This is a genomic window from Pukyongiella litopenaei (assembly GCF_003008555.2).
GTDB lineage: Bacteria > Pseudomonadota > Alphaproteobacteria > Rhodobacterales > Rhodobacteraceae > Pukyongiella > Pukyongiella litopenaei.
In genome coordinates this window covers 2025250-2049386 of the sequence record NZ_CP027665.1, presented here as the reverse complement: position 1 = coordinate 2049386, position 24137 = coordinate 2025250, and the positions used below count along the sequence as shown (strand labels likewise).

Here is a 24137-nt window from a genome sequence, read left to right as displayed (position 1 = left end):
GACACCGCAAAGCGACGCTGCGGACCGGGTGGAAAATCGCTTTGAGTTCGCCGGCATTCGCCACTAGAAACAGGGGCGCCGGGGTCGCCGACCCCTGCCAGCGCGGCCCCGTAGCTCAACTGGATAGAGCAATTGACTTCTAATCAATAGGTTGAGGGTTCAAGTCCTTCCGGGGTCGCCAGTGAAATCAAAGACTTAGACGTGAACCATGGGTTTCCCGTTGTTGCCGAAGCCAGACAGATCGCGCTCGTAGATTCGTCCAAACATGCCTGTTGATTCACACCGAAACGTCAGCGTAGCGTGTGACTGGCGCCTTGGTACGCGCTGATTTTCGATGATGTAGTCACCGAAGAAAAGGCAGACCTTGCATGCGGCTATCTCGATGTGTCGGATCGATTTATGGCACGCGTCGTCCACCGTGATTGCAAGGCACGCTGCAATATTCTTGTCGTCAACAACAAAATGCTTAACGAAGCGGATATCCAGTATAGCTGCTCACATCACGCGGGTAAGATTCGTGACTAAATTTAATTCAGATCGTGTTGACCAGATAGTGCGCTCAGATACTATTGCAGCACTGAACCTGTCGATGTTCACAAATCACGACATCATCAATACAGTCTTGCAACGATCAGAAGTACTATTTGACCTGCATCGGCCAGGCACTCTAATCCGAAAATGGTCAAATGGTGATCCCAGCGCACTGGAAGCCGAAGTGGATGCGCGCGGTCAACTGTTACTGAAGAGAGCAATCTCGGTGCTCTATCTCGAGTACCTCGCGCTGAAGCCGACGTTGGACCAAATATTACCGAAACGGGTTGCCGATATCGGGTGTGGCTACGGGTTCATCGATCTGTTTATTGCAAAAGAGTATGGCTGCGATATCACATTGATAGACATAGAAACGAATGACAAGGCACATTTTGGTTTTCAGGACGAAGGTGCCGCATACACCAGCCTGGAAACGGCAAAAAGATTTTTAACTCAAAACTCCGTAAGCGATGAAAAAGTTGTGACCAAAAATCCAGGTAAGGACGATCTAAATGGTATCAAAAAGGTTGATTTGGCTTTATCGCTTCTAAGTTGCGGCTTTCACTACCCGACCAGTAGATACGCCAACTTTTGGGAGAATAATGTTTCTGAAAATGGATCGATCATTCTGGATCTGCGAAACGCCAGGACTGAAACGCAGTTACTTGAATTAATCCAGATAGGGTCTATTCGTACACTCTGGAAAGAAAGTAAGTGGAATCGCATCTTGGTTCAGAAATCTTCTTAGTGGGTTCACCAATTCCCATACCAAAACCGCTTAGGCATCCAGAAAGGGGATCGATCACACTTCGCCCGCTATCGGAAGACGCTGATCGATGCAAAAAATCCGACTGACACCCGTCACCCCGATTCAGAAGATAGCGTGGCAGAAAAAGGACCTCTTGAGGCTGCCAACATAGATGGGAAGTCTCTTGCACTACACAAAGGCGTCCCCTTGACCAATTATGGTCTCCCCCTGGGGACTCTGAAAAGGGATTCGCAGCGCCTCTTGGAACGCGAGGCATTGGTGCCTGACCCCAATCAATATTGGCCACTTATGAAACGAAGTATGATCATCAATGGCTATTACACAGTTGGCTTTCAAATACCCGATAAAATTCAGCCTTGGGAATGGCCGGTCAGGGGGAAGGACGAACCCCGGCCAGCTGCCGATCATGCAACCGGGTCTCTCGGCAACAACATTCTGCTGATACCAGACAGGAACAGCCCGCGCGTCAACAAGTTAACCAAGCTCTTCCAAGATCGCCTGACCTAGGGTAAGCTGCCCCAAGTAGCGCCCGAATCCGGGCGTGTCGGTTACCATTTGCCATTTTGGAGGCACCCATGAAAAATGCTGTAAAGTCAGCAATAATAGCTTCGGTCATAGCAGTATCCACGGCAGTCGGCGCATCCGCGGCTGTCATCAGCTATGGCACCGGCCCTAGTTCCAAGATCGTAGACATCACCTGCACGGGATCTTGCGAGTTCTGGGATATCGGAACGTCGCTCGACGGCTTCAGCGCCACCGAGGGTGACTGGCTGAGCCGGGCCTATGGCGGTATCGGCAACGGCAATGGCAGCTCGAACCGTGTCGCATTCGTAAACAACGTTGTGGGCACCGGTTACACGTCGCAGTCGGAATCCTACGAGAGCATTTCGGGCGTGTCGCTGATCAGCGACTATACCGGAGGAGAAAATGCCTCGTGGACCGGTTCCTCGCAATATTATCTTGCCTGGTCCGGTTTCGATCCGCGGTATATCCTGATCAAGAACAACACCGCCGACAACGTGTTTTCCTGGACGGGCAAAGGGCTGAGCGGGGTCGATGGTTTCGGCATGGCGCCGGTTCCGTTGCCGGCAACGGGCCTGCTGTTGATGTCGGGCCTTGTCGGTCTGGTTGCCTTCCGGCGTCGCAGGGACGCCGGCGCGCCCCTCGCGTAAGAGACACCGGAACTCTCACATTCGCACGCAGCCGGTTTCCGGTGCGCCGCCCCTGATCCGGGCGGCGTGAAAGACCCGGCCGCCGATCGACCATGAAAAACCGCCACATCGCGCCGGGATCATTGCCCGCGCGGTGTGTCTGCACGTCCGGTTCGATCCGGGCACCGGCGGCGGCGAGGATATGCCGCCGGGTTGATCCGGCGGGACCATCCGTTGCGGACCGCGCACAACCCGCGCCACCCCCGGAACCGGCCGGAATCATCGGTGATCCGATAGTCCGGATGCCGGGATCGAAAGTCCCGAAATCAATAAACTTGCATCTGAAACTTTATTTTTAGCCCCCGTCATGTTATCAATTTGTTAACCTCTCGATGAGCTTTGGCTTCACGCGCATGTCTCGAAAGACCCCAGGACGCTCCTTCATGACGCTCCTTCATGATGTCGAGCCATACTGCATGGCGAGACCAGCGTCACCGGACTGCGCCCCGTATCCCGCTTACAACGCCACCCACCCGAACGGGCTGATGGAGAATTATAGAAATGCCGACAGGAACGGATTTCAGCGTCATCTATCTGGGTCAGCTCCCGATTATTGACCCGATTGAGCGCAACTCGCACGCCGAAGATGCCCAAAAACTGGTCGGGAAAACCTTTGATAGCTTTACCAAAAGTGACGGCCAAACCTTGCGTCCGAGTTCAACACGGCCAACTTACGACAGTCATAGAGATAGCGGCGGGCACTGGGATACTTACAATCAGGATGATGCGTTTGGCATTGAGTATTTTGAGATCGTGCACGCCGACGGCACGGTAACCACCCATCATTTCGATGCAATTGTCGGCTACCATGCCCGGATCACCTATCTGGACGATACGACGGGTCAGCCAGTCACCGAAAATGTCGTCATCGAAGTTGCTCAGGATGCGGATGGCAATACTTGGGTTGTTCCGCCTTCGGCCTATACACCGGACGCGGCTGCTCTTGATAACAGGATAACATCCATAACCATCACGGGTGTCAAAACCAGCGGAAGCTCCGGGATGGCCGCGGAGCGCGAGCAAATTCCGGATATTGAACCGGTGCCCTGTTTCGCGTCGGGCACCCGGATCGAAACGGAACGCGGGGCGGTGGCCATCGAAAACCTGTCTGCGGGCGATCTGGTGATGACCCGAGACAACGGCTTGCAGCCGGTGCGCTGGATCGGGATGCGCGCGCTTTCGGCCGATATCCTGGCCGGGCACGACAACCTGCGGCCGATCCGGATCCGGCGCCATGCGCTGGGCGTCAACATCCCGTCAACCGATCTGCTTGTCTCACCGCAACACCGCATTCTCGTGCGGTCGGCCATCGCGCAGAGAATGTTCGGCACCGACGAAGTTCTCGTCGCCGCCAAGCAGCTCTGTCAGATCGACGGCATCGACATTGCCGAGGACGTGGCGCGGGTCATCTATTTCCACATGCTGTTTGACCGCCACGAGGTGGTGATCGCGAACGGGGCGGAGACGGAATCGCTCTACACCGGCCCCGAGGCGCTGAAATCCGTGGGCCGGCAGGCGGCAACCGAGATTTTCACCCTCTTTCCCGAGTTGAAAGAGCGGGACCACACCCCGCTCGCGGCCCGCACCCTCGCCACCGGCTGCATGGCCCGAAAACTGGCAGGGCGCCATATGCAGAACGGCAAAGCCCTGGTCAGTTGACGGGGCAGAATATCCGCCATCGCACGGAGCTGCCATTCTTCCGGCGACGATCAGATGCCACGCCGGGCGCCGATTTGATCGAGTGTGAGTGGTGAGCCGTGCAGGACTGTGCGGGGTGAGGGAAAACAACGGCTTGCGTTGACGAACCCGAAAAACCCGCCCTTTGATTTGATTGGGCTTTTCGGGCCTCTGGCGAACCTTTCTGGTCAACCAAGAAACCGAAAGGCCGCTGACTGGGCTGGCACCCGCGTCAACGGCCAATTCGAAAAGTTTGCTCGGATTGGATACCAGATCGCGCCTGTGATCGCAATCGCGGGAGGGGCCGATGTCTGAGCTTCTCCCCTTCTGCAAGATCAAGCTGCAATACCTGCTGGAAATGGTCACCGACCATGATCTGGACGACAATGCTCTGCGCGTTGCGCTCTACCTGGCCCTTGCCCATGCCGACCATGAAACCGGCGAGAGCCGCCCGTCTTTCGAGACCATAGGCGCGGCCATCGGCAAGCATGCCAAGTCGGTCAAACGCGCGCTGAACAAGGTCGAGGCGGCGGGTTACATGACCGTGGAGCGCGGGACCAACAAGGGGAAATCCTCGCGCTACCGCCCGACCGAGGCGGCCATGAAACGGGCAACCGAGCGCCGCCGGGAGGGGGACAAGATTGTCCCGCTTGGCCGCGCCAAAGGGGGACAATCCTGTCCGCAAAGCGGGACAGACCTGTCCGGCAAAGGGGGACAGGATCGCCCCCCGAACAGAGAACAAGAACTTAGAAAAGAACAGCGGCGCGCGTCCGCGCCGGACCTGGTGTTTGTCCCGAGGGGCATCTGCTTTGTCCGGGACTGGGACGCGCGGCTTGCCCGGGAAGGGATGACGACGCTGGAGCGCAGCCTGCCTCTGTCACCGCATGAGCATCACCTGGGCTTCTGGCTACCCGCACGGACACCGGCCCCGGTGGACAGCGCGGAATGGCAGGCGCAGTTGCGTCATTTGCGGGATGTCATCCGTCAGGCGCAGGATGGCGCATGCGCCACGTCAGCCGCACCCCGTATCGCGTCCTTTGCACCACGTCAGATGCAGCGTGCATCGCGTCTTCGGCAGGATGTTGCCCCGACCGTGGGGGAGAACCGCCATGCGGTCTGAGGAAACAGCAAGGCGACCCATGTCATACGCTGGCGCGGATGACACGGGACCTTGCGAGGGGCGGCAAGCCTCCCCTTCGAACCCCACCGGCGCGGGAAAAGCCCGCGCAAAGGAGCCGCTGACGGAGACCTTCGTCTTCCGTTGCACGGCCACCGAGAAGGCCGAGCTGCGCGCCAAGGCCGAGGCTGCAGGCCTGCCCGCCGCAACGCTCCTACGCGAGGCGCTTGGCCTGACCGAGGCGCGCCGCCGCAAGCCCGTGCCACGCGTCGATCCGGCCCTGGTGCTGGCCGTGGGGCGCATTGGTGGCAACCTCAACCAGATCGCGCGCTGGCTGAACCGCGCGATGCTGGTGGGCCGCACCGACCTCGACAGCTTGACCGTCGCGCGCCGCCTGTTGGTGATCGAACGTCAGCTTGCCCAGATCGTTGAGGCGGCGCGGCGGTGCTGATCAAGTTCTTCCCCAACGGCAAGGGCGCGGGTGCGGGGCCGGTCGGCTATCTCGTGGCCGAGCGCGTGCTGGCCTATGACGGCAATCGTGACCTGATCCGCGACGCCGGTGGCCAGCCCTTGATGGTGACGCGCGAGCCCTTGCCCGAGGTGCTGCGCGGCGATCCGGCCCGCACCGAGGCGCTGATCAACGCCAGCCGCCACCAATGGACCTACCGCGCGGGCGTGATCAGCTTTGCCGCCGAGGACGCGCCCAGCGAGGCGCAGCAGGCCGAGGTGATGGTCGCCTTCGAGCAACTGGCCTTTGCCGGTCTGGACGGCGAGCAATACGACATGCTCTGGGTTCGTCACAGCCACGAAGGCCGCGTCGAGCTGCATTTCTGCAGCCCGCGCCTCGAGCTGACCACAGGGCGCAGCCTCAACATCGCGCCACCCGGCTATCAGGACGCCTTTGACAGCCTGCGCGACCTGATGAACCAGCGCCACGGCTGGGCCGATCCGATGGAGCTGGAGCGCGCCCAAGAGGTGCGCGACACCATCGAGGCCCCGACCCGCGCTCATGGCCGCGACGAGCTGCATGCGTGGATCCTCGATCAGATATCGATGGGTCTGATCGAGGATCGCGCCAGCATGGTCGATGCCCTGGCCGATGCGGGCTTCGACCTGCCCCGCGTCGGCAAGGCCTACCTCACAGCCCAGGACCCCGAGACCGGCGAACGCTGGCGCCTGAAAGGAGAGATTTTCCATGAAGACTGGCAAGCCGACCCGGCTGAGCGAGAAACTGAACGCGGAACTCGACACGATACGCCAGGACTACGCCGCCTCGATGGCATCCCAGCTAGAGAGCTTCAGGACCGATTTGACGGGTATTGCGAACGACGCGCGGCGTACCATCGAGAGCGATACGCGCCGCTTCCTGAACGAGAACAGGAGCTTGTTCGAGACGCGGACCGAGCAGATCAGGCGCTGGCTGACGATCTCGCCCTGGGTGATCTCGGGGCTGATCGTGACGGGGATCGCCTCGATGATGGCCGCGAGCTGGTTCTGGACGTCGCTGCTGATGAGCTCGGAGCTGACGGAACTGGGCCTGACACGGATCGACCAGGGAGAGCAGAGCTGGCTGACGCTGGACCCCGCCAGGACCGAATTGAAGACCTGCACACTGGCTGGGACGCCGGTCATCTGCATCAAGATAGAGGAGAAGTGAATGACGACGCCCCTGACAGCCTTGGAGCGCGACTTGCTCGCCTGCGTCGAGCGGTTGGTGACGGCCTGCGAAACCTCAGCGCAGGAATTGAGCGGGTTAGAAGCGCGCTCGACGAAGAGGCTGCAAGCCCAGTTGGATGGTATCGCGGGCTGCGCGACGCTGCTCATACGCTCGCAGATCGCGTCAATGCAGGCGTTGCGTGGCTTGCTGAGCGAAGAGGCCACCTACAACGCGCTGGACGCGAAGTTGAACGAGAGCTTGACCTTAGCGAGGGACGCCGAAGAGTGGCTGAGACAGAGCTAGAGGCGCGGGATCGGGACATGGATCGGGGGCTGACGCATTGAGTGTGTTGCCAAGTTTTGGGTTGGCAGTTGCGCGCCCTTTGCCATGCTGAGGTGTGGCAAACAGGTACTTTCCTGGCATTAGAAGTAAGGACCGATCGGTGGTCCATTACCTCGTAAACCGGGCCGAGCCGCTACAACCCTGATGTTGGAAACGATATGCCCCCAAACAAGAAAGGGGCCGTTACGGCCCCTCCTCAACATCATCGCGTACGATGCGCTACCGCTACCGCAGAGCTCACCCAGCTAGCGTTAGTGAATTCTGATAGCTGCTCCTGAGCTTGCCAAGAAGTTGTTCTTGGCCGCCATGAGCGGCTGCGGCGTCGGGATTAACGCGCAGCATATTTTGCATGGTTTGCTTGGCCATCCAATCAGCAGTACGCGTTAGAGCTTCAGCAGCTTCACGAGATGTCTCTTCGATCATCTCTTTCGAATAGAAGCTAGACATTTTCTTAGCCTTTTCATTTGGTCAACCGACTGTGGCAACTCGAGCCACGGTTAGTCAACCACAATCATTCACATCGGGTTCCATGTCAGTCTTGCAATCCAAGATTGACATGTGGTTACTGTTGCGCGCTGCTCTAGCGAGCTTTTGCGGCGTTTTCAAGGCGGAGTTTTAAGTGCAGGATATGGAATTCGAACTAGAACAAGCCATTCAGTACCGTTCTGTGTTCGACGAACTCCGCAACGTGATGCCGCACGGCACCTTTCCGCAGCCACAGCTTGGCGACAGTCCTCCCGCCCCACCTACATGGGAAGTCCTGCCTGCTTTGCCAACCGATGTGTTCGGCGCGGTCGCGCATTTGTTACGGGTAAGCGGCACAATCGGCTGGTTTGAGCCGTCTAGCACATGCCCCGAGCCCGAAGCCTCCATTTTCCTGTCTCAAGCGGAGCGGAGCGAACTCAAAGAACTGGCCAGAGCTTGGCGCACGGAGGGGAAATCGGCAGGAATTCAAGATATTTGGACCCGCCTTCTATCACAAAAAGACTCCTGTCTTCGACCTAGGCTGTTGTCTCAGGAAGAGAAAGGACCAGGAACTCTCGAGTGGTGCAAAACTGCGTTCCAGCTCCTTTTGATTGCAGACATGGCGGCGGAAGGTCTGGGGCGCCCGTTAGACGATAACGAGGAGGTAGCCAATGTAATGCGTGACCTCCTCGCCGCTAAGAACCAGCCTGACAAAGGTGCACAAGATGAAAAAACCATCGCTGGAAGCTCGCTGACGAGGCGGCACCGTCACCCGGCATCCATGACAGAAAGAATCGACACTGATGTTGTCTGCGTCTTGCCGAAAAGCAGGATTGCTCAGGTTGGGTGCACGCTTCGGAGTTTGTCGGCCAACCTAGCATTGTTGCCGCCACGGGCAGCGGTTCGATGTCAGTGGGCCGAACCAGTGGGAGCATTGCGCCATGACGACCGTGCGACGCTCGACATCCTTCTGATACCGTCACCGTTCGAGATACAAGGTATCGACTTTGAAGAGGTGCCGCCGCACGATGGAAAGCACGGACAACGCCCTTGGGGCAATTTTTCGCTCCGGCAAAGCTGGCTTGAAGACCCGTCCAAACTCGAAGGCATCACACGGGACTTGATCAAGCAGGCCAAGAAACAAACGAAATCCTTAAATGCGGTCATGTTCCCGGAATATGCCCTTAACTGGGATAGTTTTGACCGAATCTGCAAAGCCGCGTGGGAAGTTGAGCCCGAACTGGAATTCATAATCTCTGGGGCCTCCAAGAACTGCGACCAGCATGAGGGGAACCATGTTCTTACAGCCCTACGTCATGAGAAAAAGGGCGCCAATGGCAAACCTTGGATATCAGCTGTAAGTCGCCGAAAGCACCACAGATGGCGGCTGGATGCGCGTCAGGTGACAGACTACGCTTTGGCTAGTGCTCTGAATCCAGCCGTGGCCTGTTGGTGGGAAAGCCACAAGATCATGACACCCGAACTCTATTTTCACCGGTTTCGCCAGTCTTCGACATTTGTGACAATGATTTGTGAAGATTTGGCTAGAAGCGATCCTTGCCACGAAATCATCCGTTCTGTTGGTCCCAATCTAGTGTTCGCGCTGTTGATGGATGGTCCGCAGCTTCCTGGGCGTTGGGGTGCGCGTTATGCATCAAGCCTCGCTGATGACCCGGGATGTAGCGTAATGACCTTCACGTCATGGGGGTTGATCAGGAGAATGAACCAAAGCGGCAAGTATCCTCCCTCTCGTGCCATCGCTCTCTGGAAGGACGAAACCGGAAACGTGGAGCAAATAATGATGCCGTCTGGTGATGGACCGGCTGGCGTACTTGTTTCTTTAGCCGGAAAAGACACGACGGATTACACAATTGATGGGCGAAGCGTTTCGAATTGGTCTTGGCGGTTTCATGGGCAGCAACCCATATTAATGCCTTAGCACGGCGTTGCGCCTACAATTCGCTATAAGTCACCACCGGTGGGCCCTTTGCAATGTGTGCAGCACGAAGGAGCCAGCCCATCTGAACCCCATTCGGAAATAGCAAACTCGATTTGAACCAACAACAAATGCGACGGATATCGCATTTGTCAGTAGACAAAGTAGTCTTCGTCATCGTCTTCGTCGGCATCAAGCCCATCAAAATCAAGCCAGTTTTCTGTATCTTCGTGGGTCGGATAAAAGTCGTCTTCGCCAAGGCTCCAAGGGAACGCAGACACTCCGAACGCAGTTATGTCATAGAAGTGAACGTCATTTTTTTTCATCAGTTTGAAGAACTTCTTTGGATCCTCTGACTGACCGATTTTTGTGGTGCCAGCGGCTGCCTTCCATCCTCGCACCTCTGTTTCATAAAGGAACAACCATGCCGAGGAACCAAGACTTGCGTTCTGGTATCGACCCGGTGCCTCTGCGAATCCCCCTTTCACAAGCCCGTTGTGATCAGCGTGCGCCAAGACCAAGTCTACCAACACGGATTCAACCTCGAAACAAAGTTTCTTGAGCGCCTTAGACAGCTTTAGGTCAAATTGAAGGTGAAGGTACAAAAACCACAAGAGCGAAACGATATCATGCCTACGGGAACACTCTTCCACGCCCCAACGGAGCAACCGTTTTTGAGCGCGATCAAGGTCATCACCCCCTTTCAGACCAACAAACAAAGGCGCCACCCAGCTTACAAAGCGCGGAGAGGAATAAAGTAGAGTTTGAAGATGGCGAAGAGACAGCTCTTTGTCAGAGCAAGATGCTATCTTTTTCGCAAAGCGGCTCAATCCGTAGCCAACGATATTCGAGCCAGGGTAGGCGCCGCGCTCACTGGCCAACAGTGCAAAAAAACCATCCAGGAACTCCTCATCTTCAAGCCCTTTCAGTAGGTTGAATTTTGGTTCCCAACGTAGGTTCTCCGGCAGTTCACCGGAAATCACACCAGTCTTGCCGTCGTGGCTCCTCAACTCGAACTTTCTGATTTCCTTTTCAAATCTGGCGATCACCCGTTCTGCTTCCGTCGTGTTTTCGACGCCGATCTCGTAGTCATCGATGTTATGGAACACCTGCCGCTTTCGGAGGCCTGCCCCATTCTTCTTCAATTCATGATCGATACGCGACAATACGAGCTCAGAAACCACACGCGAGGTGTCAGGGCCAATAGGGATGCCAATCGTCTGATTTCGGTTGCAGGCCCTGATCAGACGATCAAGTTCCGCGCTCCAATGTGTGTCTAGGGTCTTGGCTTTGTGCTGCTTCAAAGCCTCGGGTTTCCCCAAGACAGCCCAAGGTATCGAGTGTGAGTAAATGGAACCATAAAACCTGTTGATGTCCAGATGCACCACAGATGGGTACGCGCTCGACAGATATGCTTGTTTCTTGAGCTTCCCTGAGAACGATGATCTCTGAAACGCTCGACCGCCTACCGCAATGTTGTCCGGAAACACGACCTTGAACGCGGAAAACTGGCTGATTGCCATAACCTTTTCAACATCGGGCCAATTCTCGGCCAAGAACTCAGAAAGCAGTGCGTAATTGATTGGATTAATGACGCCAAAGGTTCTGTGGTTGCCTTGGAAGGTTGCTCCATCCAAAAAAACAGTCTCACCAGAGAAGTCTTTTTGCGGTTTCAAATACGCCGGCTTCGAGGCAAGTAACGATCCGAAGTTGACGGTTCTGAAGGTAGGAGGCAGCTCGCGGGGATAAAATCCTCGCTCAAGAAGCCGTTGAAAAATCACACCTTTGCTTGCCACAACTCAACCATCCATCATATCGTCCGTATTCGAAATTGTTCTAGTCATTGCGCCGAACTATGTCTTCTATCTCGCTAGGATCAAAAGCTACGTCGCAAGACCATTGCCCAAACCCACCAACCTCGTTCACGGCCTTGACCCATTCGGCCAGCGCATCACGTTTCGCCTTGTTTTGAGGGCTATCAGTGCCCTTGATCTCCAAAGCTAGCATTTTTCCGTTTGTGTATTTCACCAGGAAATCAGGGATATAGCGCCTGCGAGAACCTGACCATAGATATTGAATCTGAAATCCTAAATGGTCGTTCTTGGCGTAGGCCAGTACATCGCTCGATCTCTCGAACACGTTGGCTGCATGTCCTTCCCAGGAGGAATCCCCCACCAAATGGCTGATATGTGACTTAACGGCAGGGAAATTGGGCTTGGTCGTGTACCAGGTGCGCATCTGTCCCGTGGAACCGATTGGGTTTTCTTCGTCGAAGATCGGCGTCAACTGGGTCCTGTTCTGCTCAAACACACTTTGCATAAGGTGCTGAACAACCAGATCGATGTTGAGAGCGATCAGAATGCGACGCCTTAGCGGATCGGAGTGAAAGAGCGACGGGATTTGCAACGCCCCAGAGTCGATGAATTCTTCGACGATCCGGACAAGCTGCGCTGCAAGCAGGTCTTCCGACCCTTTGAAGCTATGATTCAGGCCTGCGAACCCCTTTCGGGCTGCTTGAAACACGAGGCGTTGAAGCCTGAAGCCGTCCGGAAGCTTTTCCAAGTCAATCGAGGAAACTTTGCCCATGTCGGTTGCACCGCCCAGAGCAGGGGCTAGGTCCGCACTGATGGGCGTGGAGGCAGGATCAAGCGTAAGCGTCTCAACGTCCGACCATTCGACGGACAATTCGCGACGGACAACCGACTCGACACGAACCACGTTCGGCCATTTGATCTCCAAATTGGCGCGTTCAGGAATGACTTCAATCTGTGTTGTTGGCTTAGGCGGAGGTGGCGCTTCACCGGGTTCCCCAGCTTCGGAGATCGAAAGGGGAACGCCAAAGACATTCACGTATTCCGGCAAAAACAGACCATTCTCGTCGGTGTCATAGGAAACCCGCCGAAGGCCTCGCCCAACGACCTGTTCGCACAACAACTGCGACGTGAATGCGCGCAAGCCCATGATGTGGGTGACGTTCTTTGCATCCCACCCCTCGGATAGCATCGCCACGGAAATCACGTTCTGAAGGTCTTGCCCGGCCTGGCCTCGTTTGCCGACATTGTCGATGATCTCGCGGAGCAGCTCTTCCTTCTTCAGGCCGCCCAACTGCCGCTTTCGGGTTTCCGGTATATCAGATGCTTCGACGATATCCTGAAGCCGCTGATCATAAGCTTTGTCGGACGTCGCCGCCTCACCGATTTCCGCCTTGTCCAGAACCTTCGAGTCCACGCGTAAGGTCTTATTCGGGGCCTGCAATTCGGGCCAATGGGCATCGCCTTGGTTAAAGTAGTGCTCAATCCGGGCGGCAGTTTCTGTCCGATTGCAGACCGTTAGCATGACCGGCGGTGAATGATGCCCCGCTTCAGCCCAGTCCTTGGCCGTTTCACGCCAGTCTGCCCCAAGCAGCGTGTAGGCATCCTGCACAAGCTTGGGCAACGCTTCATGCGGTTCGGCCTTGGCCCGGTTCAGGTCCTCAGAAACCGACTTGTCACGATAAATGTGGTAAAGCTTCGATTGCAGCGTTCGGGAGTCCGGGAGCGCGTCATCCCGGACGACAACGCGCGGTGTCTTCACCAACCCGGCCTCAATCGCGTCGTTCAGGCCGAAATCCGAGATGATCCAGTCGAACAGCGCGGTGTCGGTGCTGGCCTTGCCGGTGGGCGCGAAAGGCGTGGCGGAGAGGTCGAAACAGCGCTGAATGCGGCGGGTCTTGTGGATGCGGTCCAGACCTTCGATCCAGCGTGTGGCCTCGTCGAGGTCGATGCCCTGTTCCTCGGCCCGCTTCTTCGAAATCTTGACTTCGGGCGGTTTGCGATAGGCGTGATGCGCCTCGTCGTTGATGACGATGATGTCCTTGTGCCCGGCCAGTTTGCCCAGGACACGGCGCGTGAAGGCCTCGTCGGATTCCTTGCCCTTCTGAACGACCGACCTCTGCACCTCTTTCAACGGCATCAGCGTATGCCAGTTCTCGATCAAAACCTCAGCTTGGTTCAGCTTCTGGCGCATCGACTCCGACGGGCATAGATTGAATTCGTCGTAATAGCTGCCCTCAGACGGCAGCAGCACCTGTAACCGGCCCTTCACCGTCAGGCCAGGGGCCACAATGAACACCGCGCGGCTGAAATCCTTGTTCCGCTTCGGATAGGTCAGCGCGTTCAGTACCTGCCAGGTGATGATCATAGCCATCACCGTCGTCTTGCCCGCGCCGGTGGCCATCTTGTTGCACAGCCGTTCCCAGGCACCGCCATCGCCGGGAACATGGATGCCCTGTTTGTAGGCCTCCGCGCCCTCGACCCGCCAGATCAGCGTCTCAATCGCTTCCAATTGGCAGAAATAGAATGGATGCTGGCGCGCATCCTCATCGTGCCAGTGCTCCAACAGCTTGCGCGTCACGATGGTCACCCCCGGATAGCCATCCTCACGCCATTGATCCACACGGTCGCGGATCGTGTTGACCATGGCCAGAACTTCGGTCCGCTTGGTGTTGTTGCGCGCGTCAAAGACCTCGTAACTGGCAGGCCGCCGCTCTGGCTTGATCTCCAGCGTACCGCCTTTGCCCTCAACCCAATGCTGCTCTGGCCGCTCCCACGGGCGGTTGATGATCAGGGACATGGCTTATCCCTCCAGCGCGACGATCTTGAGGCTTTCGATGCCCCGATCATCCACGATCTTCACCGCGATCCGCTTATTGTCCCCCGCCTCGAACGGCAACGACACCGTGCCGTGGAACTGCTCCAGCAGGTCCTCGTCCAGCTCTGCACGGATCGTCTTTTTCAGCCGGTTCCAACCGCCCTTGGCGTCGGCCATGGGAAAGAACACCTGATGCGGCATCAGCGACCGCTGATCGTAATCCGTATCCAGCGACCACATGGCAATCTGCTTGGTGCCGCCGCCCTCGATCTCGCCGGTCTTGGGGTTGAAGTAGTCAAAGCCATGCACCTCGACCTCCCACATCCCGTCGTCGCGCTTGCGCAGCTCGATCTCGGGCTGGCCCATGAGCCAGAAGGACTGGTTCGAGGATCGTGCCTTTTTCAGATCCTCGGTCAGCAGGTCCGTGTTCATCTGCACCTTGAGGAAGGTCATGCCCGGCACGTTCATCTCGTCAATGTCCTTGGCCGCTTCGGGGTCAAAGGTGAAGGCGCAGAACAGCAGGAACTTGGGCTTGGGCATCAACGTGTAGGCTTCGTTCATCGCCTCTTCGACCTGGCGCTGCTCAAGGGCGGCATGTTCGGGGCCGAAGCTGACCACCACACGCTCGCCCGTATCGGCGACCGAGCCGCTGGCATGCAGGAACTTCGTGCCGGGGATCACCTCGAACTCGGCAAAGCGCATCATGTTGCCGCCCTTGCCGCGCACGCCGGTTTTCAGCAGTTCATCACGCCAAAGCGATTGGCGCGAAGTCTCACCAGAGCGGGCGACGGTGCTGTCGGCCTCTTCGGCTGGCAGGCTTTCGTCCAGTGACAGAACGGTGGGCGCGGGCACGGCCTCGACGCTGAACGGGCCGGTGATGCGCAGCTTGTTCTTGTCGATGCGGGGCTTGTCGTAGAGCGTTTCCTGATCGGCGTGATCGGCGATGGATTGATCCATGCGGCGCTGCATGGACTGACGGGCTTTGTGGAAGGCCTCGAACGGGGCCTTGGCCGCCTGGGGCCAATCGTAGGGGAGGTCAAAGGGCACCTCCCATTCTTCCAGCACGTCGCCATCGCGGAAGGAGACCTGTTTGCCCTTGCGATAGCCTTGGGTGGGCTTGATCGGCAGCGGGGGCGCGGATGTGAGCGCGGCGTTCAGATCGTCCAGCGCTGCCGCGATCTTGGGATGATCCTCGTCATAGATCGTGTCGATGTCGGGGTTGTTGGCGATCTTTCCAAGCATGACACGCGGGGTGGTATCGTAGTCGAAGCCGCCCCTTAGCCCATCATGGGGATAGCGTAGGGCGTAATAGTCGAAACTGGCTGTCATCAGCCGCTGCTTGGCCAACGAGATTGACACGCGGGACGTGTCACAGGTGATCCAGCGCCGCCCCCATTTCTCCGCCACATAAGCAGAGGTTCCAGAGCCGCAAGTCGGATCGAGTACCAGATCGCCGGGATCGGTTGTCATAAGGAGGCAGCGTTCAATGATCTTGTTACTGGTTTGGACGACATAGACCTTTGGGTCTGCGCGATCTTGAACAGCCCCGGCAATGTCGAACCAGTTGTCAGTAATCGGAACTTGGTCGAAGTCCGTGAAAAACCGGACGTACCTAATCTTGCCCCGTGGTGTAATCAGAAAGCGATTCGCCCTTGTTAGGCGACGCATCCCATGCGGCACTGGGGCCTTCCAGTGGTTCCCGCTACCGGGGTGAAACGTCATCCCACACCATTCCCAGTCAACCGTGGCAGCACCTTCGCCCTGCGAGCTTGGGTTATCATCGGTGAATATCTTGGTCGTTTTCGGGATCGTTTCAGGCCTTTGCCGTTGGTCTTTTGGCAATGGCCCGCGACTGCCGTTTGCAAAAACAGCTTGGTCATAATCACCACGCGCCGCCTCGGCCCTGTCTTTAGGAAGATACAGCCGATTGAATTTGACCTTCTCCTTGTTCTTGGCAAACCAAAGGATGTAGTCGCCAGTCCGGCTCAAACCGGATGAGGCAAAGCCACCAGTCGTCGAATAGCTGATCAATGACATCGTGTTCTGAGAACCGAAGACCTCGGACAGCAATTGTCTAACATGGTGCAAATTCTCATCTGAAATCTGCACAAACACCGACCCGCTCTCGGTCAGCAGTTCCCGCGCCAGCATCAGCCGATCACGCAGATAGGTGAGGTAGGAATGGATGCCCAGTTCCCAGGTATCCCGGAACGCCTTGATCATCTCGGGCTCTTGCGTCAGGTCGGCGTCTGACCGATCCTTCACGTCGCGCTTGTTGGTAAAGGGCTGAAAGTTCGACCCATATTTGATGCCATAGGGCGGGTCGATATAGATCATCTGCACCTTGCCGCCCATGCTCTCTTTGGTCAGGAGCGAGTTCATGACCAGCAGGCTGTCGCCCGCCACCAGTCGGTTCGACCAGCCCTTTTCGTGGTGGTAGAAATCCAGCGCCTGGCGCAGCGGCAGGTTCTCGAACGGGGCCGCGAACAGGTCCGCCTGCCGCCACTGCGCGCTTGCGTCCTGCCCCTTCAGCCGCTTGGCCGCATTGGCCAGGATCGTCGCCGGGTCCACCCGTTCGTGGACATGAAGGCTGACGGTATCGACCTCGAACGATGTCTTCTCCGCCTTGCCCGTCCAGTTCAGGTAAGGCGCCTGCAAGCGTTTGAGTTCCGTCAGCGCGTCTTTCATCCGCTCCGGATCGTCACTGGCCAGCGCATCGTCGATCAGCGTCTCAATCGCCCCGCGTGCGCTGTCAAAGTTCAGCACCGGGTCCAGATGCGGGTCATATTGCCAGGCGGTCTTGTCCCCATCCGGGTCGGTGTCCGCATGCACCATCCCCACCTCGGGGTTGTTCACGCGTGTCTCGCCATGGCGATAGGACAGCACCTCGGTCGGTTCATCCGACTTGCGGCTGGCTTTTTTGCGCGTGCCGGTGGCGGCCTTGGGTTCCTTGGCCACGGGCGCGGTCAGCTCCAGATCAGCCACATCCGCCCGATAGATCGACCCACCACGCCCCTTGCCCCGGCCCAGCGTGCCATCGTCAATCAGCGCATCCCGCGCCGCGGCATAGGCTTCCTCAGTCAGCGTAGGGATATGGTCCCGCAGCCGCGCGAGCATTGCGCCGTTGCCGATGGAGGAGCCATCCTCAGGCGTCAGAGACAGGATCAGGTCAGAAAGATCGGATGACATGTGCGTCCCTTACCCTTGAAATCACTTATGTTCTTTTTGACGAACCATAGCGGGATCACCCACCGGTTGCATCATGGAAATGCGATGCACCGGCCCGCGATGCCCGGGCGATGCGACGTGAGAAATAGACCTCCACAGTCGCCGCCAAGGCGAAGGCCGGAGAGACCAGCACAAGCGCGACGGCGGAGAGGGCCAGCAGCACCATCATCGGGTCAAGCGCGCCGGGAGCAGAGAACAGCATCAGCTTGGCATAGCATGGCAGATAGATCGCCGCCGCGATGGTGACGAATTGAAAGACCGGCCCTGTAAAACGGGCGATGTCGTGGTGGACACGCTCAAGCGTGACCAAATTCTGACGATGCCACTGGGGCGACTGAGAAACCTGCACTTCTATTCCCTTAATAATTCGATCCACGTGTGGACATTTTCCATTTCGATCTCTTTGCCGTCGAGGAGCGACCGATACCAGCGCGCGACAATCGCCCCGCGCTTTTCGCTTTTGATCCGAATGCCCTGTTCTGTAAGAAACCGGTCCAGCGAGGTTTCAAACTCTTCCAAAGCGTCGATGTCATGTTCGACGCGGGCAGATTTGGTGCCGAGGAGAATCCAGTTCACATCCGACCCGAACTTGTCATGGATCGCGACCAGAGCCTCGATCGGCAGTCCGCGTTCGCCCTTTTCGTAGCTGTGATATGCTCGCAGCGAGACGCCGATTTCCTTGGCCATGTCGGTTTGCGAAAGCCCGATGTCACTGCGCGTAATCGCGAGCCTGGCCCCGACCCCAACAAACAAATCAGACGTTTCTCGCGCCATAGGCAGATTCCAATTGACGTTCGTGTCGTATTTAGCAAATATGCACAAAATGACACTTTTTCGCTTCTTTCGCCATCTGACCATGCCAGTTGGTGCAAAACAAGCGATTCCCTTCAACTGCATGCGAAGGAGGCGATTTTGGAACAAGAGCGATTGCTTTCACCCAAACAGCTTGGCGAGATCGTCGGGCTCAGCCCTGCGCAAATTCGCGCGCTCATGAACGACGGACGGCTGGAGTTTGTGGAGATTTCTTCAAAGACCAAGATGCTTACCATGAGCGGTTGGGAGCGGTTTCAGCGCAATGCAACCAAGGTAAAGCGCCCCGAAAGCGACCAGCCGCGCTTGCCCTTGGGCGAGCCACAGCACCACAGCCTCTGACGGAGAAGGACACACCATGGCCATGCCCCGCGCGACGCTGACGCAGACCGAGTTGACACGATACCTCAAGGCGTACCGGGACGCGGGCATTCCGGTCGTACGGTCCGAGATCAGCCGTGATGGCAAGGTCGTGATCTACAGCACCGAGAAGCAAACGGACGAGGTCAACAATCCGTGGGATCGCCTATGAAACGCCGCAAGCAGTTTCCCGGCGCGACGGCCTATTTCGACCGGCACGGGAAGCGGCGTTGGCGGTTTCGGAAGGGTGGGTTTTCGGCGGAGTTGGGGAGCGACTACGGTTCGGAGGAGTTCGTTCGACGGTATGAGGATGCGGTGAACGGGCACAAGACGCGCGGGCTGATTGGGGCGGACCGGACCAAGCCCTACAGTGTCAGCCAGCTTGTGGCGCTCTGGTATCGGTCGCCCGAATTCCTTGATCTCGCACCAAGTACGCAGAAGGTCTATCGCGGGATTGTCGAGAAGTTTCGAGAGGAGCATGGCGACAAGCCGGTGCGATTGATGCAACGGCGGCATGTGCAGACGATCCTGGCCGAAAAGGCCGATACCCCGACGGCAGCGAACAATCTGCGCAAACGGCTGATCCAGTTGATGGATTTCGCAATCACGCTGGACTGGCGCGGCGACAACCCCGCGCGAGCGACGAAGCCGTTTCGCGTGGGCGGAGACGGCTTCCATACCTGGGACGAGGACGAGCTGGCGCAGTTCTTCAAGGCCCACAAGCCCGGCACGCTGGCGCATACGGCGGTGACGCTGATGCTCTACACTGGCGCTGCGCGTGTCGATGCTGTGAAGCTGGGGCCGAAGAACGTTCGCAATGGCAAGATCGAGTACCGGCGGCAGAAGACGCAGCGCTCAGGCGGGGTGCTGGTTTCGGTGCCGATCCATCCGGACCTTGCCGAGGTCCTGGACAAGTTGCCGAAGGATCGCCCCTTCCTGGCCACCCAGAAAGGCACGATGCGCTCCGCCGGTGGCTTGGGCAATCTCATGCAGCGTTGGACCGAAGAGGCCAAACTACCTCAATGCTCCGCCCATGGCCTTCGCAAGGCCTGCGCGCGCCGTTTGGCCGAGGCCGGAGCCACGGCGCATGAGATCGGCGCAGTCACAGGGCACAAAACGCTCGCCCTCGTGCAGCGCTACACCGAGGCCGCAGGCCGCGAAGGCATGGCCGATTCCGCGATTGAGAAACTTGTCGCCCGCCCGAATGGCGAGCGCAATTTGGCGAACCTTCCCAAGAGGTTCGTCAAATCCGACACCAAACCCAAGCAGGGAAAGGATAATCTATGAGAAGTGGTGAGCCGTGCAGGATTCGAACCTGCGACCCACTGATTAAAAGTCAGTTGCTCTACCAACTGAGCTAACGGCCCACTCCTGCAGATCCGGCTGCACCGAATCCGTGACGCTCTCTAAGACAATTCGCCCGTGGGGATCAACCACTTTTCTTCCGCGAACATGGACTTGTGCGGCAGAGGATTGCTGCGGGTCGGGGCAGGGTGCGCAGGGTGGCCGGGATACCGATGTGCCGCGTGCGCTTGATCATTCGCCCGTTGCCGGTCAGGCTTGGAGCAACGCGGAACAGGCGGGACAGGACGACATGAACATTCTCTACATCATGTTCGATCAGCTCAGGTTCGACTATCTCGGTTGCGCCGGCCACCCGACGCTGAAAACCCCGCATCTCGACCGGCTCGCGGCGCGGAGCATCCGGTTCACCAATGCCTATACCCAGTCCCCGATCTGCGGGGCCGCCCGGATGAGCGCCTATACCGGCCGCTATGTCAGCAGCCACGGTGCGCATTGGAACGGGTTTCCGCTGCGGGTGGGAGAACTGACGCTGGGCGACCACCTGCGCGCGGGCGGCGTCGATTGCTGGCTCGTCGGCAAGACCCACATGAAGGCGGATGCAAAGGGCATGGCGCGGCTCGGCCTGTCCCCGGACAGTATCATCGGCGCGCGCCAGGCCGATTGCGGGTTCGATGTCTGGTGCCGTGACGACGGGCTGTGGGCCGAGGGCCCCGCCGGCCGCTATGACGAGAAACGCAGCCCCTACAACGAATACCTGAAACAGAAAGGCTATGCCGGCGACAACCCCTGGGCGGATTTCGCGAATGCCGGCCGCGATGGCGACGACATCGCAAGCGGCTGGTTCATGCGCCATGCGGACAAGCCCGCCAATATCGACGAGGCCGACAGCGAAACCCCGTGGCTGACCACGCAGGCGATCGAATTCATGACGGCCACGCAGGGGCCATGGTGCGCCCATGTCAGCTATATCAAGCCGCACTGGCCCTATATCGTTCCCGCCCCTTACAACGACATGTACGGCGTCGATGACATCATCCCGGTTAACCGGGACGACCGCGAACGGGACGATCCGCACCCGGTCCATGCCAGTTTCATGAATGGCAGGATCGGCACCACCTTTTCCCGCGACGAGGTGCGCGAAAAGGTGATCCCGGTCTATATGGGCCTGATCACCCAATGCGACGACCAGATGGGGCGGCTGTTCCGCCATCTCGACGAAACGGGCCAGGCGGAGGACACGATGATCATCGTGACCTCGGATCACGGCGACTACCTGGGCGATCACTGGATGGGCGAAAAGGACCTGTTCCACGATCCGTCGGTCAAGGTGCCGCTGCTCGTCCACGACCCCCGCGCCAGCGCCGACGCGACCCGGGGCACGACAAGCGACGCGCTGGTCGAGGCCATCGACGTGACCGCCACCATCATCGACGCCGCCGGTTGCGAGGTGCCATCGCATATCGTCGAGGGGCGGTCGCTGATGCCCTATGTCAACGGCGTGGATCACCCCGCGCCGCGGGATTACGCGATCAGCGAATACGACTATTCCAGCCATGGGGCCTGCCAGGGCCTCGGCGTCGCCCCCAGGGATGCGCGGCTGTTCATGGTGGCGACGCGGGACTGGAAGATGATCCATTGCGAAGGCGGGTTCCGGCCGATGCTGTTCGACCTGCGCAACGACCCGCGGGAACGGATCGACCTGGGCGCCGATCCCGCCCATGCCGATACCCGGCGGCGGCTCTACGGCATGCTGCATGACTGGTCGCTGCGGATGTCCCAGCGGGTGACGGTCTCGGACGCGGACATCGCCGCCAGGCTCGCGCGGGGCGGCGGCACCGGCGTGGTGCTGGGGATCTACGACGAAACCGAGATCGACGCCGCGCTGACGGCACGCTATCGGGGCAAGGTGCCGACCGCGCCCGGCGACTGATGCCCCACCGGGCGCGGCCATCCCGCATGCAGGCTGGATTCGCCGCCCGGCGCGGACTATATGCCCGCCATGAACACCCGGACCGATACCGCCCTGCCCTTCATGAAGATGCACGGGCTCGGCAACGACTTTGTCGTTGTCGATGCGCGCGCGCATCCGTTCGCGGTGACGCCGACCTTGGCGCGGGCGCTGGCCGACCGGCGGCGCGGGGTCGGCTTCGACCAGCTGGCGGTCATCCATGACGGCGCGGGCGACGCGGAGCTGCGGTTCTACAATGCCGACGGCTCCGAATCGGCGGCCTGCGGCAACGCGACCCGCTGCATCGCGCGCCACCTGATGGACGCAACCGGCCGGACCGACCTGACCCTGACCACCGCGCGCGGCCCGCTGCGGGCGCGTGACGCGGGCGGGGGGCTGACCGCGGTCAACATGGGGCCGCCGCAGCTGCGCTGGGACGAGATCCCGCTGGCCGGGGACATGGACACGCTGGAACTGCCGATCGAGGGCGGCCCGGTCGCAACCGGCATGGGCAATCCCCACTGCACCTTCTTTGTCGACGATGCCGAGGTGATCGCGCTGGCGGAATTCGGGGCGCGGCATGAACACCATCCGCTCTATCCCGAACGCACCAACGTGCAGGTGGCGCAGATCACCGGCCCCGACCGGATCAGGATGCGGGTCTGGGAACGCGGGGTCGGGATCACGCTGGCGTCGGGGTCGTCCTCCTGCGCGACGGCCGTGGCGGCGGCGCGGCGGGGGCTGACCGGGCGGCATGTCACCATCGACCTCGATGGCGGCACGCTGGTGATCGACTGGCGCGATGACGGCGTCTGGATGACCGGCCCGACCACGCATGTGTTCGACGGTGTCCTCACCTCCGCCTTCCTGGCGGCACCGGCATGAGCGCGCCGAAATTCACCACGCTGGGATGCCGGCTCAACGCCTATGAAACCGAGGCGATGAAGGAACTGACGGCGCGGGCCGGGCTGACCGATACGGTCGTGGTCAACACCTGCGCGGTCACCTCCGAAGCGGTGCGCAAGGCGCGGCAGGAAATCCGCCGGCTGCGGCGCGACAACCCGGATGCCCGGCTGATCGTGACCGGCTGCGCGGCCCAGACCGAACCCGAGACCTTTGCCGCGATGGCCGAGGTGGACGCGGTGATCGGCAATGCCGAAAAGATGCGCCCCGAAACCTGGACCGGCATCGCCGCCGATTTCATCGGCGACACCGAAGCCGTGCAGGTCGATGACATCATGTCGGTGACCGAAACGGCGGGGCATCTGATCGACGGGTTCGGCACCCGGTCGCGGGCCTATGTGCAGGTGCAGAACGGCTGCGACCATCGCTGCACCTTCTGCATCATCCCCTATGGCCGGGGCAATTCGCGCAGCGTGCCCGCCGGGGTGGTGGTCGAACAGGTCAGGCGGCTAGTGGATCGCGGCTACAACGAAGTGGTTCTGACCGGTGTCGACCTGACCAGCTGGGGCGCCGACCTGCCCGCGCAGCCACGCCTGGGCGATCTGGTGCTGCGCATCCTGAAACTGGTGCCGGACCTGCCGCGCCTGCGGATCAGTTCGATCGATTCGATCGAGGTGGACGAGGCGCTGATGCAGGCCATCGCCTCGGAACCCCGGCTGATGCCGCATCTGCATCTGAGCCTGCAGCATGGCGACGACCTGATCCTGAAACGGATGAAGCGGCGGCATCTGCGCGACGATGCCATCCGGTTCTCGGAAGAGGCCCGCAGGCTGCGCCCCGACATGACCTTCGGCGCCGACATCATCGCCGGTTTCCCGACCGAAACCGAGGCGCATTTCGAAAACTCGCTGAAACTGGTCGAGGAGTGCGGCCTGACCTGGCTGCATGTCTTTCCCTATTCGCCCCGCCCCGGCACCCCGGCGGCGCGGATGCCGCAGGTGGATGGCCGGGCGATCAGGGACCGCGCCGCGCGGCTGCGCGCGGCCGGCGCGGCGCGGGTGCGGGCCCATCTCGACGCCCAGGTCGGCAAGACCCACCAGGTCCTGATGGAAAACCCGCATATGGGGCGCACGGCGCAGTTTGCCGAAGTGCGGTTCGACGCGCCGCAGCCCGAGGGGCGGATCGTGACCGCGGCGATCACCGGCGCGTCGGACGACACGCTGATCGCCTGAGCGCCTGAGCGTCGATC

General features: G+C 59.3%; 22 protein-coding genes and 2 tRNA genes. 16 read left to right on the top strand and 8 right to left on the bottom strand.

Annotated features, from left to right (window positions below; genetic code table 11):
• The first annotated feature begins 104 nt into the window (after positions 1-104).
• The 7 genes from C6Y53_RS10200 to C6Y53_RS10170 all read left to right on the top strand — a co-directional run bounded on the left by C6Y53_RS10200 (position 105) and on the right by C6Y53_RS10170 (position 5756).
• A tRNA-Arg gene (locus C6Y53_RS10200) sits at positions 105-181 on the top strand.
• 336 nt (positions 182-517) lie between these two features.
• Entirely contained in the window at positions 518-1279 is a 762-nt protein-coding gene (locus tag C6Y53_RS10195; protein ID WP_106472336.1) for a class I SAM-dependent methyltransferase, read from the top strand.
• Between the two features lie 135 nt (positions 1280-1414).
• Positions 1415-1807, top strand: a complete 393-nt coding sequence (locus C6Y53_RS10190; protein WP_149615513.1) for a hypothetical protein — start codon at positions 1415-1417, stop codon at positions 1805-1807.
• A 68-nt stretch (positions 1808-1875) separates the two neighbouring features.
• Complete coding sequence (locus tag C6Y53_RS10185) at positions 1876-2472, top strand: VPLPA-CTERM sorting domain-containing protein (protein ID WP_106472335.1); 597 nt, start codon at positions 1876-1878, stop codon at positions 2470-2472.
• 540 nt (positions 2473-3012) lie between these two features.
• Entirely contained in the window at positions 3013-4170 is a 1158-nt protein-coding gene (locus C6Y53_RS10180; RefSeq protein ID WP_106472334.1) for a Hint domain-containing protein, read from the top strand.
• A 325-nt stretch (positions 4171-4495) separates the two neighbouring features.
• A complete protein-coding gene (locus C6Y53_RS10175) occupies positions 4496-5308 on the top strand; it encodes a helix-turn-helix domain-containing protein (protein WP_106472333.1) in 813 nt (270 codons plus the stop codon).
• Positions 5309-5327: 19 nt separating this feature from the next.
• Positions 5328-5756, top strand: coding sequence for a plasmid mobilization protein (locus C6Y53_RS10170; RefSeq protein ID WP_244614802.1), 429 nt, complete (start codon positions 5328-5330; stop codon positions 5754-5756).
• Here the strand turns inward: C6Y53_RS10170 and C6Y53_RS21445 are convergent.
• The gene (locus C6Y53_RS21445) at positions 5717-6502 is read right to left on the bottom strand and encodes a hypothetical protein (protein WP_425300252.1); all 786 of its coding nucleotides are present in this window, start codon (positions 6500-6502) and stop codon (positions 5717-5719) included. The two genes, C6Y53_RS10170 and C6Y53_RS21445, sit on opposite strands and share 40 nt — an antisense overlap.
• On the opposite strand from C6Y53_RS21445, the gene C6Y53_RS21240 reads away from it, so the two are divergent.
• Both C6Y53_RS21240 and C6Y53_RS21235 read left to right on the top strand, forming a co-directional pair.
• On the top strand, positions 6501-6962 hold the full coding sequence (locus C6Y53_RS21240) for a hypothetical protein (protein ID WP_244615027.1): 462 nt from the start codon (positions 6501-6503) through the stop codon (positions 6960-6962). The two genes, C6Y53_RS21445 and C6Y53_RS21240, sit on opposite strands and share 2 nt — an antisense overlap.
• Positions 6963-7265 carry a hypothetical protein gene (locus tag C6Y53_RS21235; RefSeq protein WP_244615026.1) on the top strand — a complete coding sequence of 101 codons (303 nt, stop codon included), beginning with the start codon at positions 6963-6965 and terminating at the stop codon, positions 7263-7265. It abuts the gene before it with no gap.
• A gap of 276 nt (positions 7266-7541) precedes the next feature.
• Here C6Y53_RS21235 and C6Y53_RS10160 read toward each other — a convergent pair whose 3' ends face one another.
• Positions 7542-7751 carry a hypothetical protein gene (locus tag C6Y53_RS10160; RefSeq protein WP_147276371.1) on the bottom strand — a complete coding sequence of 70 codons (210 nt, stop codon included), beginning with the start codon at positions 7749-7751 and terminating at the stop codon, positions 7542-7544.
• A 172-nt stretch (positions 7752-7923) separates the two neighbouring features.
• Between C6Y53_RS10160 and C6Y53_RS10155 the strand changes: the two genes are divergently transcribed.
• Positions 7924-9708, top strand: coding sequence for a hypothetical protein (locus tag C6Y53_RS10155; RefSeq protein ID WP_149615512.1), 1785 nt, complete (start codon positions 7924-7926; stop codon positions 9706-9708).
• Between the two features lie 149 nt (positions 9709-9857).
• Here C6Y53_RS10155 and C6Y53_RS10150 read toward each other — a convergent pair whose 3' ends face one another.
• The 5 genes from C6Y53_RS10150 to C6Y53_RS10130 are packed head-to-tail and all read right to left on the bottom strand — an operon-like array spanning position 9858 to position 18249.
• Positions 9858-11501 (bottom strand): RNA-directed DNA polymerase, encoded by a 1644-nt coding sequence (locus C6Y53_RS10150; protein ID WP_149615511.1) that lies wholly within the window; start codon positions 11499-11501, stop codon positions 9858-9860.
• Between the two features lie 40 nt (positions 11502-11541).
• Positions 11542-14316: a BPTD_3080 family restriction endonuclease gene (locus tag C6Y53_RS10145; protein ID WP_106472330.1), complete on the bottom strand. Its 2775-nt coding sequence runs from the start codon at positions 14314-14316 to the stop codon at positions 11542-11544.
• Between the two features lie 3 nt (positions 14317-14319).
• Positions 14320-17523 carry a site-specific DNA-methyltransferase gene (locus C6Y53_RS10140; RefSeq protein ID WP_106472329.1) on the bottom strand — a complete coding sequence of 1068 codons (3204 nt, stop codon included), beginning with the start codon at positions 17521-17523 and terminating at the stop codon, positions 14320-14322.
• Positions 17524-17578: 55 nt separating this feature from the next.
• Positions 17579-17938: a hypothetical protein gene (locus C6Y53_RS10135; RefSeq protein WP_149615510.1), complete on the bottom strand. Its 360-nt coding sequence runs from the start codon at positions 17936-17938 to the stop codon at positions 17579-17581.
• Entirely contained in the window at positions 17914-18249 is a 336-nt protein-coding gene (locus C6Y53_RS10130) for a helix-turn-helix domain-containing protein (protein ID WP_244614801.1), read from the bottom strand. The genes C6Y53_RS10135 and C6Y53_RS10130 overlap by 25 nt, the downstream gene beginning before the upstream one ends.
• A 6-nt stretch (positions 18250-18255) precedes the next feature.
• Here C6Y53_RS10130 and C6Y53_RS21015 point away from each other — a divergent pair, with 6 nt between their 5' ends.
• The 3 genes from C6Y53_RS21015 to C6Y53_RS10120 are packed head-to-tail and all read left to right on the top strand — an operon-like array spanning position 18256 to position 20019.
• Positions 18256-18714 carry a hypothetical protein gene (locus tag C6Y53_RS21015; RefSeq protein WP_211299542.1) on the top strand — a complete coding sequence of 153 codons (459 nt, stop codon included), beginning with the start codon at positions 18256-18258 and terminating at the stop codon, positions 18712-18714.
• 16 nt (positions 18715-18730) lie between these two features.
• A complete protein-coding gene (locus C6Y53_RS21010) occupies positions 18731-18904 on the top strand; it encodes a hypothetical protein (RefSeq protein WP_211299353.1) in 174 nt (57 codons plus the stop codon).
• Positions 18901-20019 carry a site-specific integrase gene (locus tag C6Y53_RS10120; protein ID WP_106472325.1) on the top strand — a complete coding sequence of 373 codons (1119 nt, stop codon included), beginning with the start codon at positions 18901-18903 and terminating at the stop codon, positions 20017-20019. Before C6Y53_RS21010 ends, C6Y53_RS10120 begins: the two co-directional genes overlap by 4 nt.
• A gap of 4 nt (positions 20020-20023) precedes the next feature.
• On the opposite strand, the gene C6Y53_RS10115 is transcribed toward C6Y53_RS10120, so the two are convergent.
• A tRNA-Lys gene (locus tag C6Y53_RS10115) sits at positions 20024-20099 on the bottom strand.
• 227 nt (positions 20100-20326) lie between these two features.
• Between C6Y53_RS10115 and C6Y53_RS10110 the strand changes: the two genes are divergently transcribed.
• From C6Y53_RS10110 to mtaB, 3 genes are read left to right on the top strand one after another with little or no spacing between them, the layout of a single operon-like run.
• Positions 20327-21967, top strand: coding sequence for a sulfatase-like hydrolase/transferase (locus C6Y53_RS10110; protein ID WP_106472324.1), 1641 nt, complete (start codon positions 20327-20329; stop codon positions 21965-21967).
• 60 nt (positions 21968-22027) lie between these two features.
• Positions 22028-22870 carry a diaminopimelate epimerase gene (gene dapF / locus C6Y53_RS10105; RefSeq protein ID WP_106472323.1) on the top strand — a complete coding sequence of 281 codons (843 nt, stop codon included), beginning with the start codon at positions 22028-22030 and terminating at the stop codon, positions 22868-22870.
• Positions 22867-24120: a tRNA (N(6)-L-threonylcarbamoyladenosine(37)-C(2))-methylthiotransferase MtaB gene (gene mtaB / locus C6Y53_RS10100; RefSeq protein ID WP_106472322.1), complete on the top strand. Its 1254-nt coding sequence runs from the start codon at positions 22867-22869 to the stop codon at positions 24118-24120. The genes dapF and mtaB overlap by 4 nt, the downstream gene beginning before the upstream one ends.
• Positions 24121-24137 lie beyond the last annotated feature (17 nt).

What these genes read in the sequence shown, in the direction of transcription:
- C6Y53_RS10185 (WP_106472335.1), top strand. Translation starts at nt 1,876, where the DNA reads ATGAAAAATGCTGTAAAGTCAGCAATAATAGCTTCGGTCATAGCAGTA.
- C6Y53_RS10180 (WP_106472334.1), top strand. Translation starts at nt 3,013, where the DNA reads ATGCCGACAGGAACGGATTTCAGCGTCATCTATCTGGGTCAGCTCCCG.
- C6Y53_RS10175 (WP_106472333.1), top strand. Translation starts at nt 4,496, where the DNA reads ATGTCTGAGCTTCTCCCCTTCTGCAAGATCAAGCTGCAATACCTGCTG.
- C6Y53_RS10170 (WP_244614802.1), top strand. Translation starts at nt 5,328, where the DNA reads ATGTCATACGCTGGCGCGGATGACACGGGACCTTGCGAGGGGCGGCAA.
- C6Y53_RS21240 (WP_244615027.1), top strand. Translation starts at nt 6,501, where the DNA reads ATGAAGACTGGCAAGCCGACCCGGCTGAGCGAGAAACTGAACGCGGAA.
- C6Y53_RS21445 (WP_425300252.1), bottom strand. Translation starts at nt 6,502, where the DNA reads ATGGAAAATCTCTCCTTTCAGGCGCCAGCGTTCGCCGGTCTCGGGGTC.
- C6Y53_RS21235 (WP_244615026.1), top strand. Translation starts at nt 6,963, where the DNA reads ATGACGACGCCCCTGACAGCCTTGGAGCGCGACTTGCTCGCCTGCGTC.
- C6Y53_RS10160 (WP_147276371.1), bottom strand. Translation starts at nt 7,751, where the DNA reads ATGTCTAGCTTCTATTCGAAAGAGATGATCGAAGAGACATCTCGTGAA.
- C6Y53_RS10145 (WP_106472330.1), bottom strand. Translation starts at nt 14,316, where the DNA reads ATGTCCCTGATCATCAACCGCCCGTGGGAGCGGCCAGAGCAGCATTGG.
- C6Y53_RS10140 (WP_106472329.1), bottom strand. Translation starts at nt 17,523, where the DNA reads ATGTCATCCGATCTTTCTGACCTGATCCTGTCTCTGACGCCTGAGGAT.
- C6Y53_RS10130 (WP_244614801.1), bottom strand. Translation starts at nt 18,249, where the DNA reads ATGGCCAAGGAAATCGGCGTCTCGCTGCGAGCATATCACAGCTACGAA.
- C6Y53_RS21010 (WP_211299353.1), top strand. Translation starts at nt 18,731, where the DNA reads ATGGCCATGCCCCGCGCGACGCTGACGCAGACCGAGTTGACACGATAC.
- C6Y53_RS10120 (WP_106472325.1), top strand. Translation starts at nt 18,901, where the DNA reads ATGAAACGCCGCAAGCAGTTTCCCGGCGCGACGGCCTATTTCGACCGG.
- C6Y53_RS10110 (WP_106472324.1), top strand. Translation starts at nt 20,327, where the DNA reads ATGAACATTCTCTACATCATGTTCGATCAGCTCAGGTTCGACTATCTC.
- dapF (WP_106472323.1), top strand. Translation starts at nt 22,028, where the DNA reads ATGCCCGCCATGAACACCCGGACCGATACCGCCCTGCCCTTCATGAAG.
- mtaB (WP_106472322.1), top strand. Translation starts at nt 22,867, where the DNA reads ATGAGCGCGCCGAAATTCACCACGCTGGGATGCCGGCTCAACGCCTAT.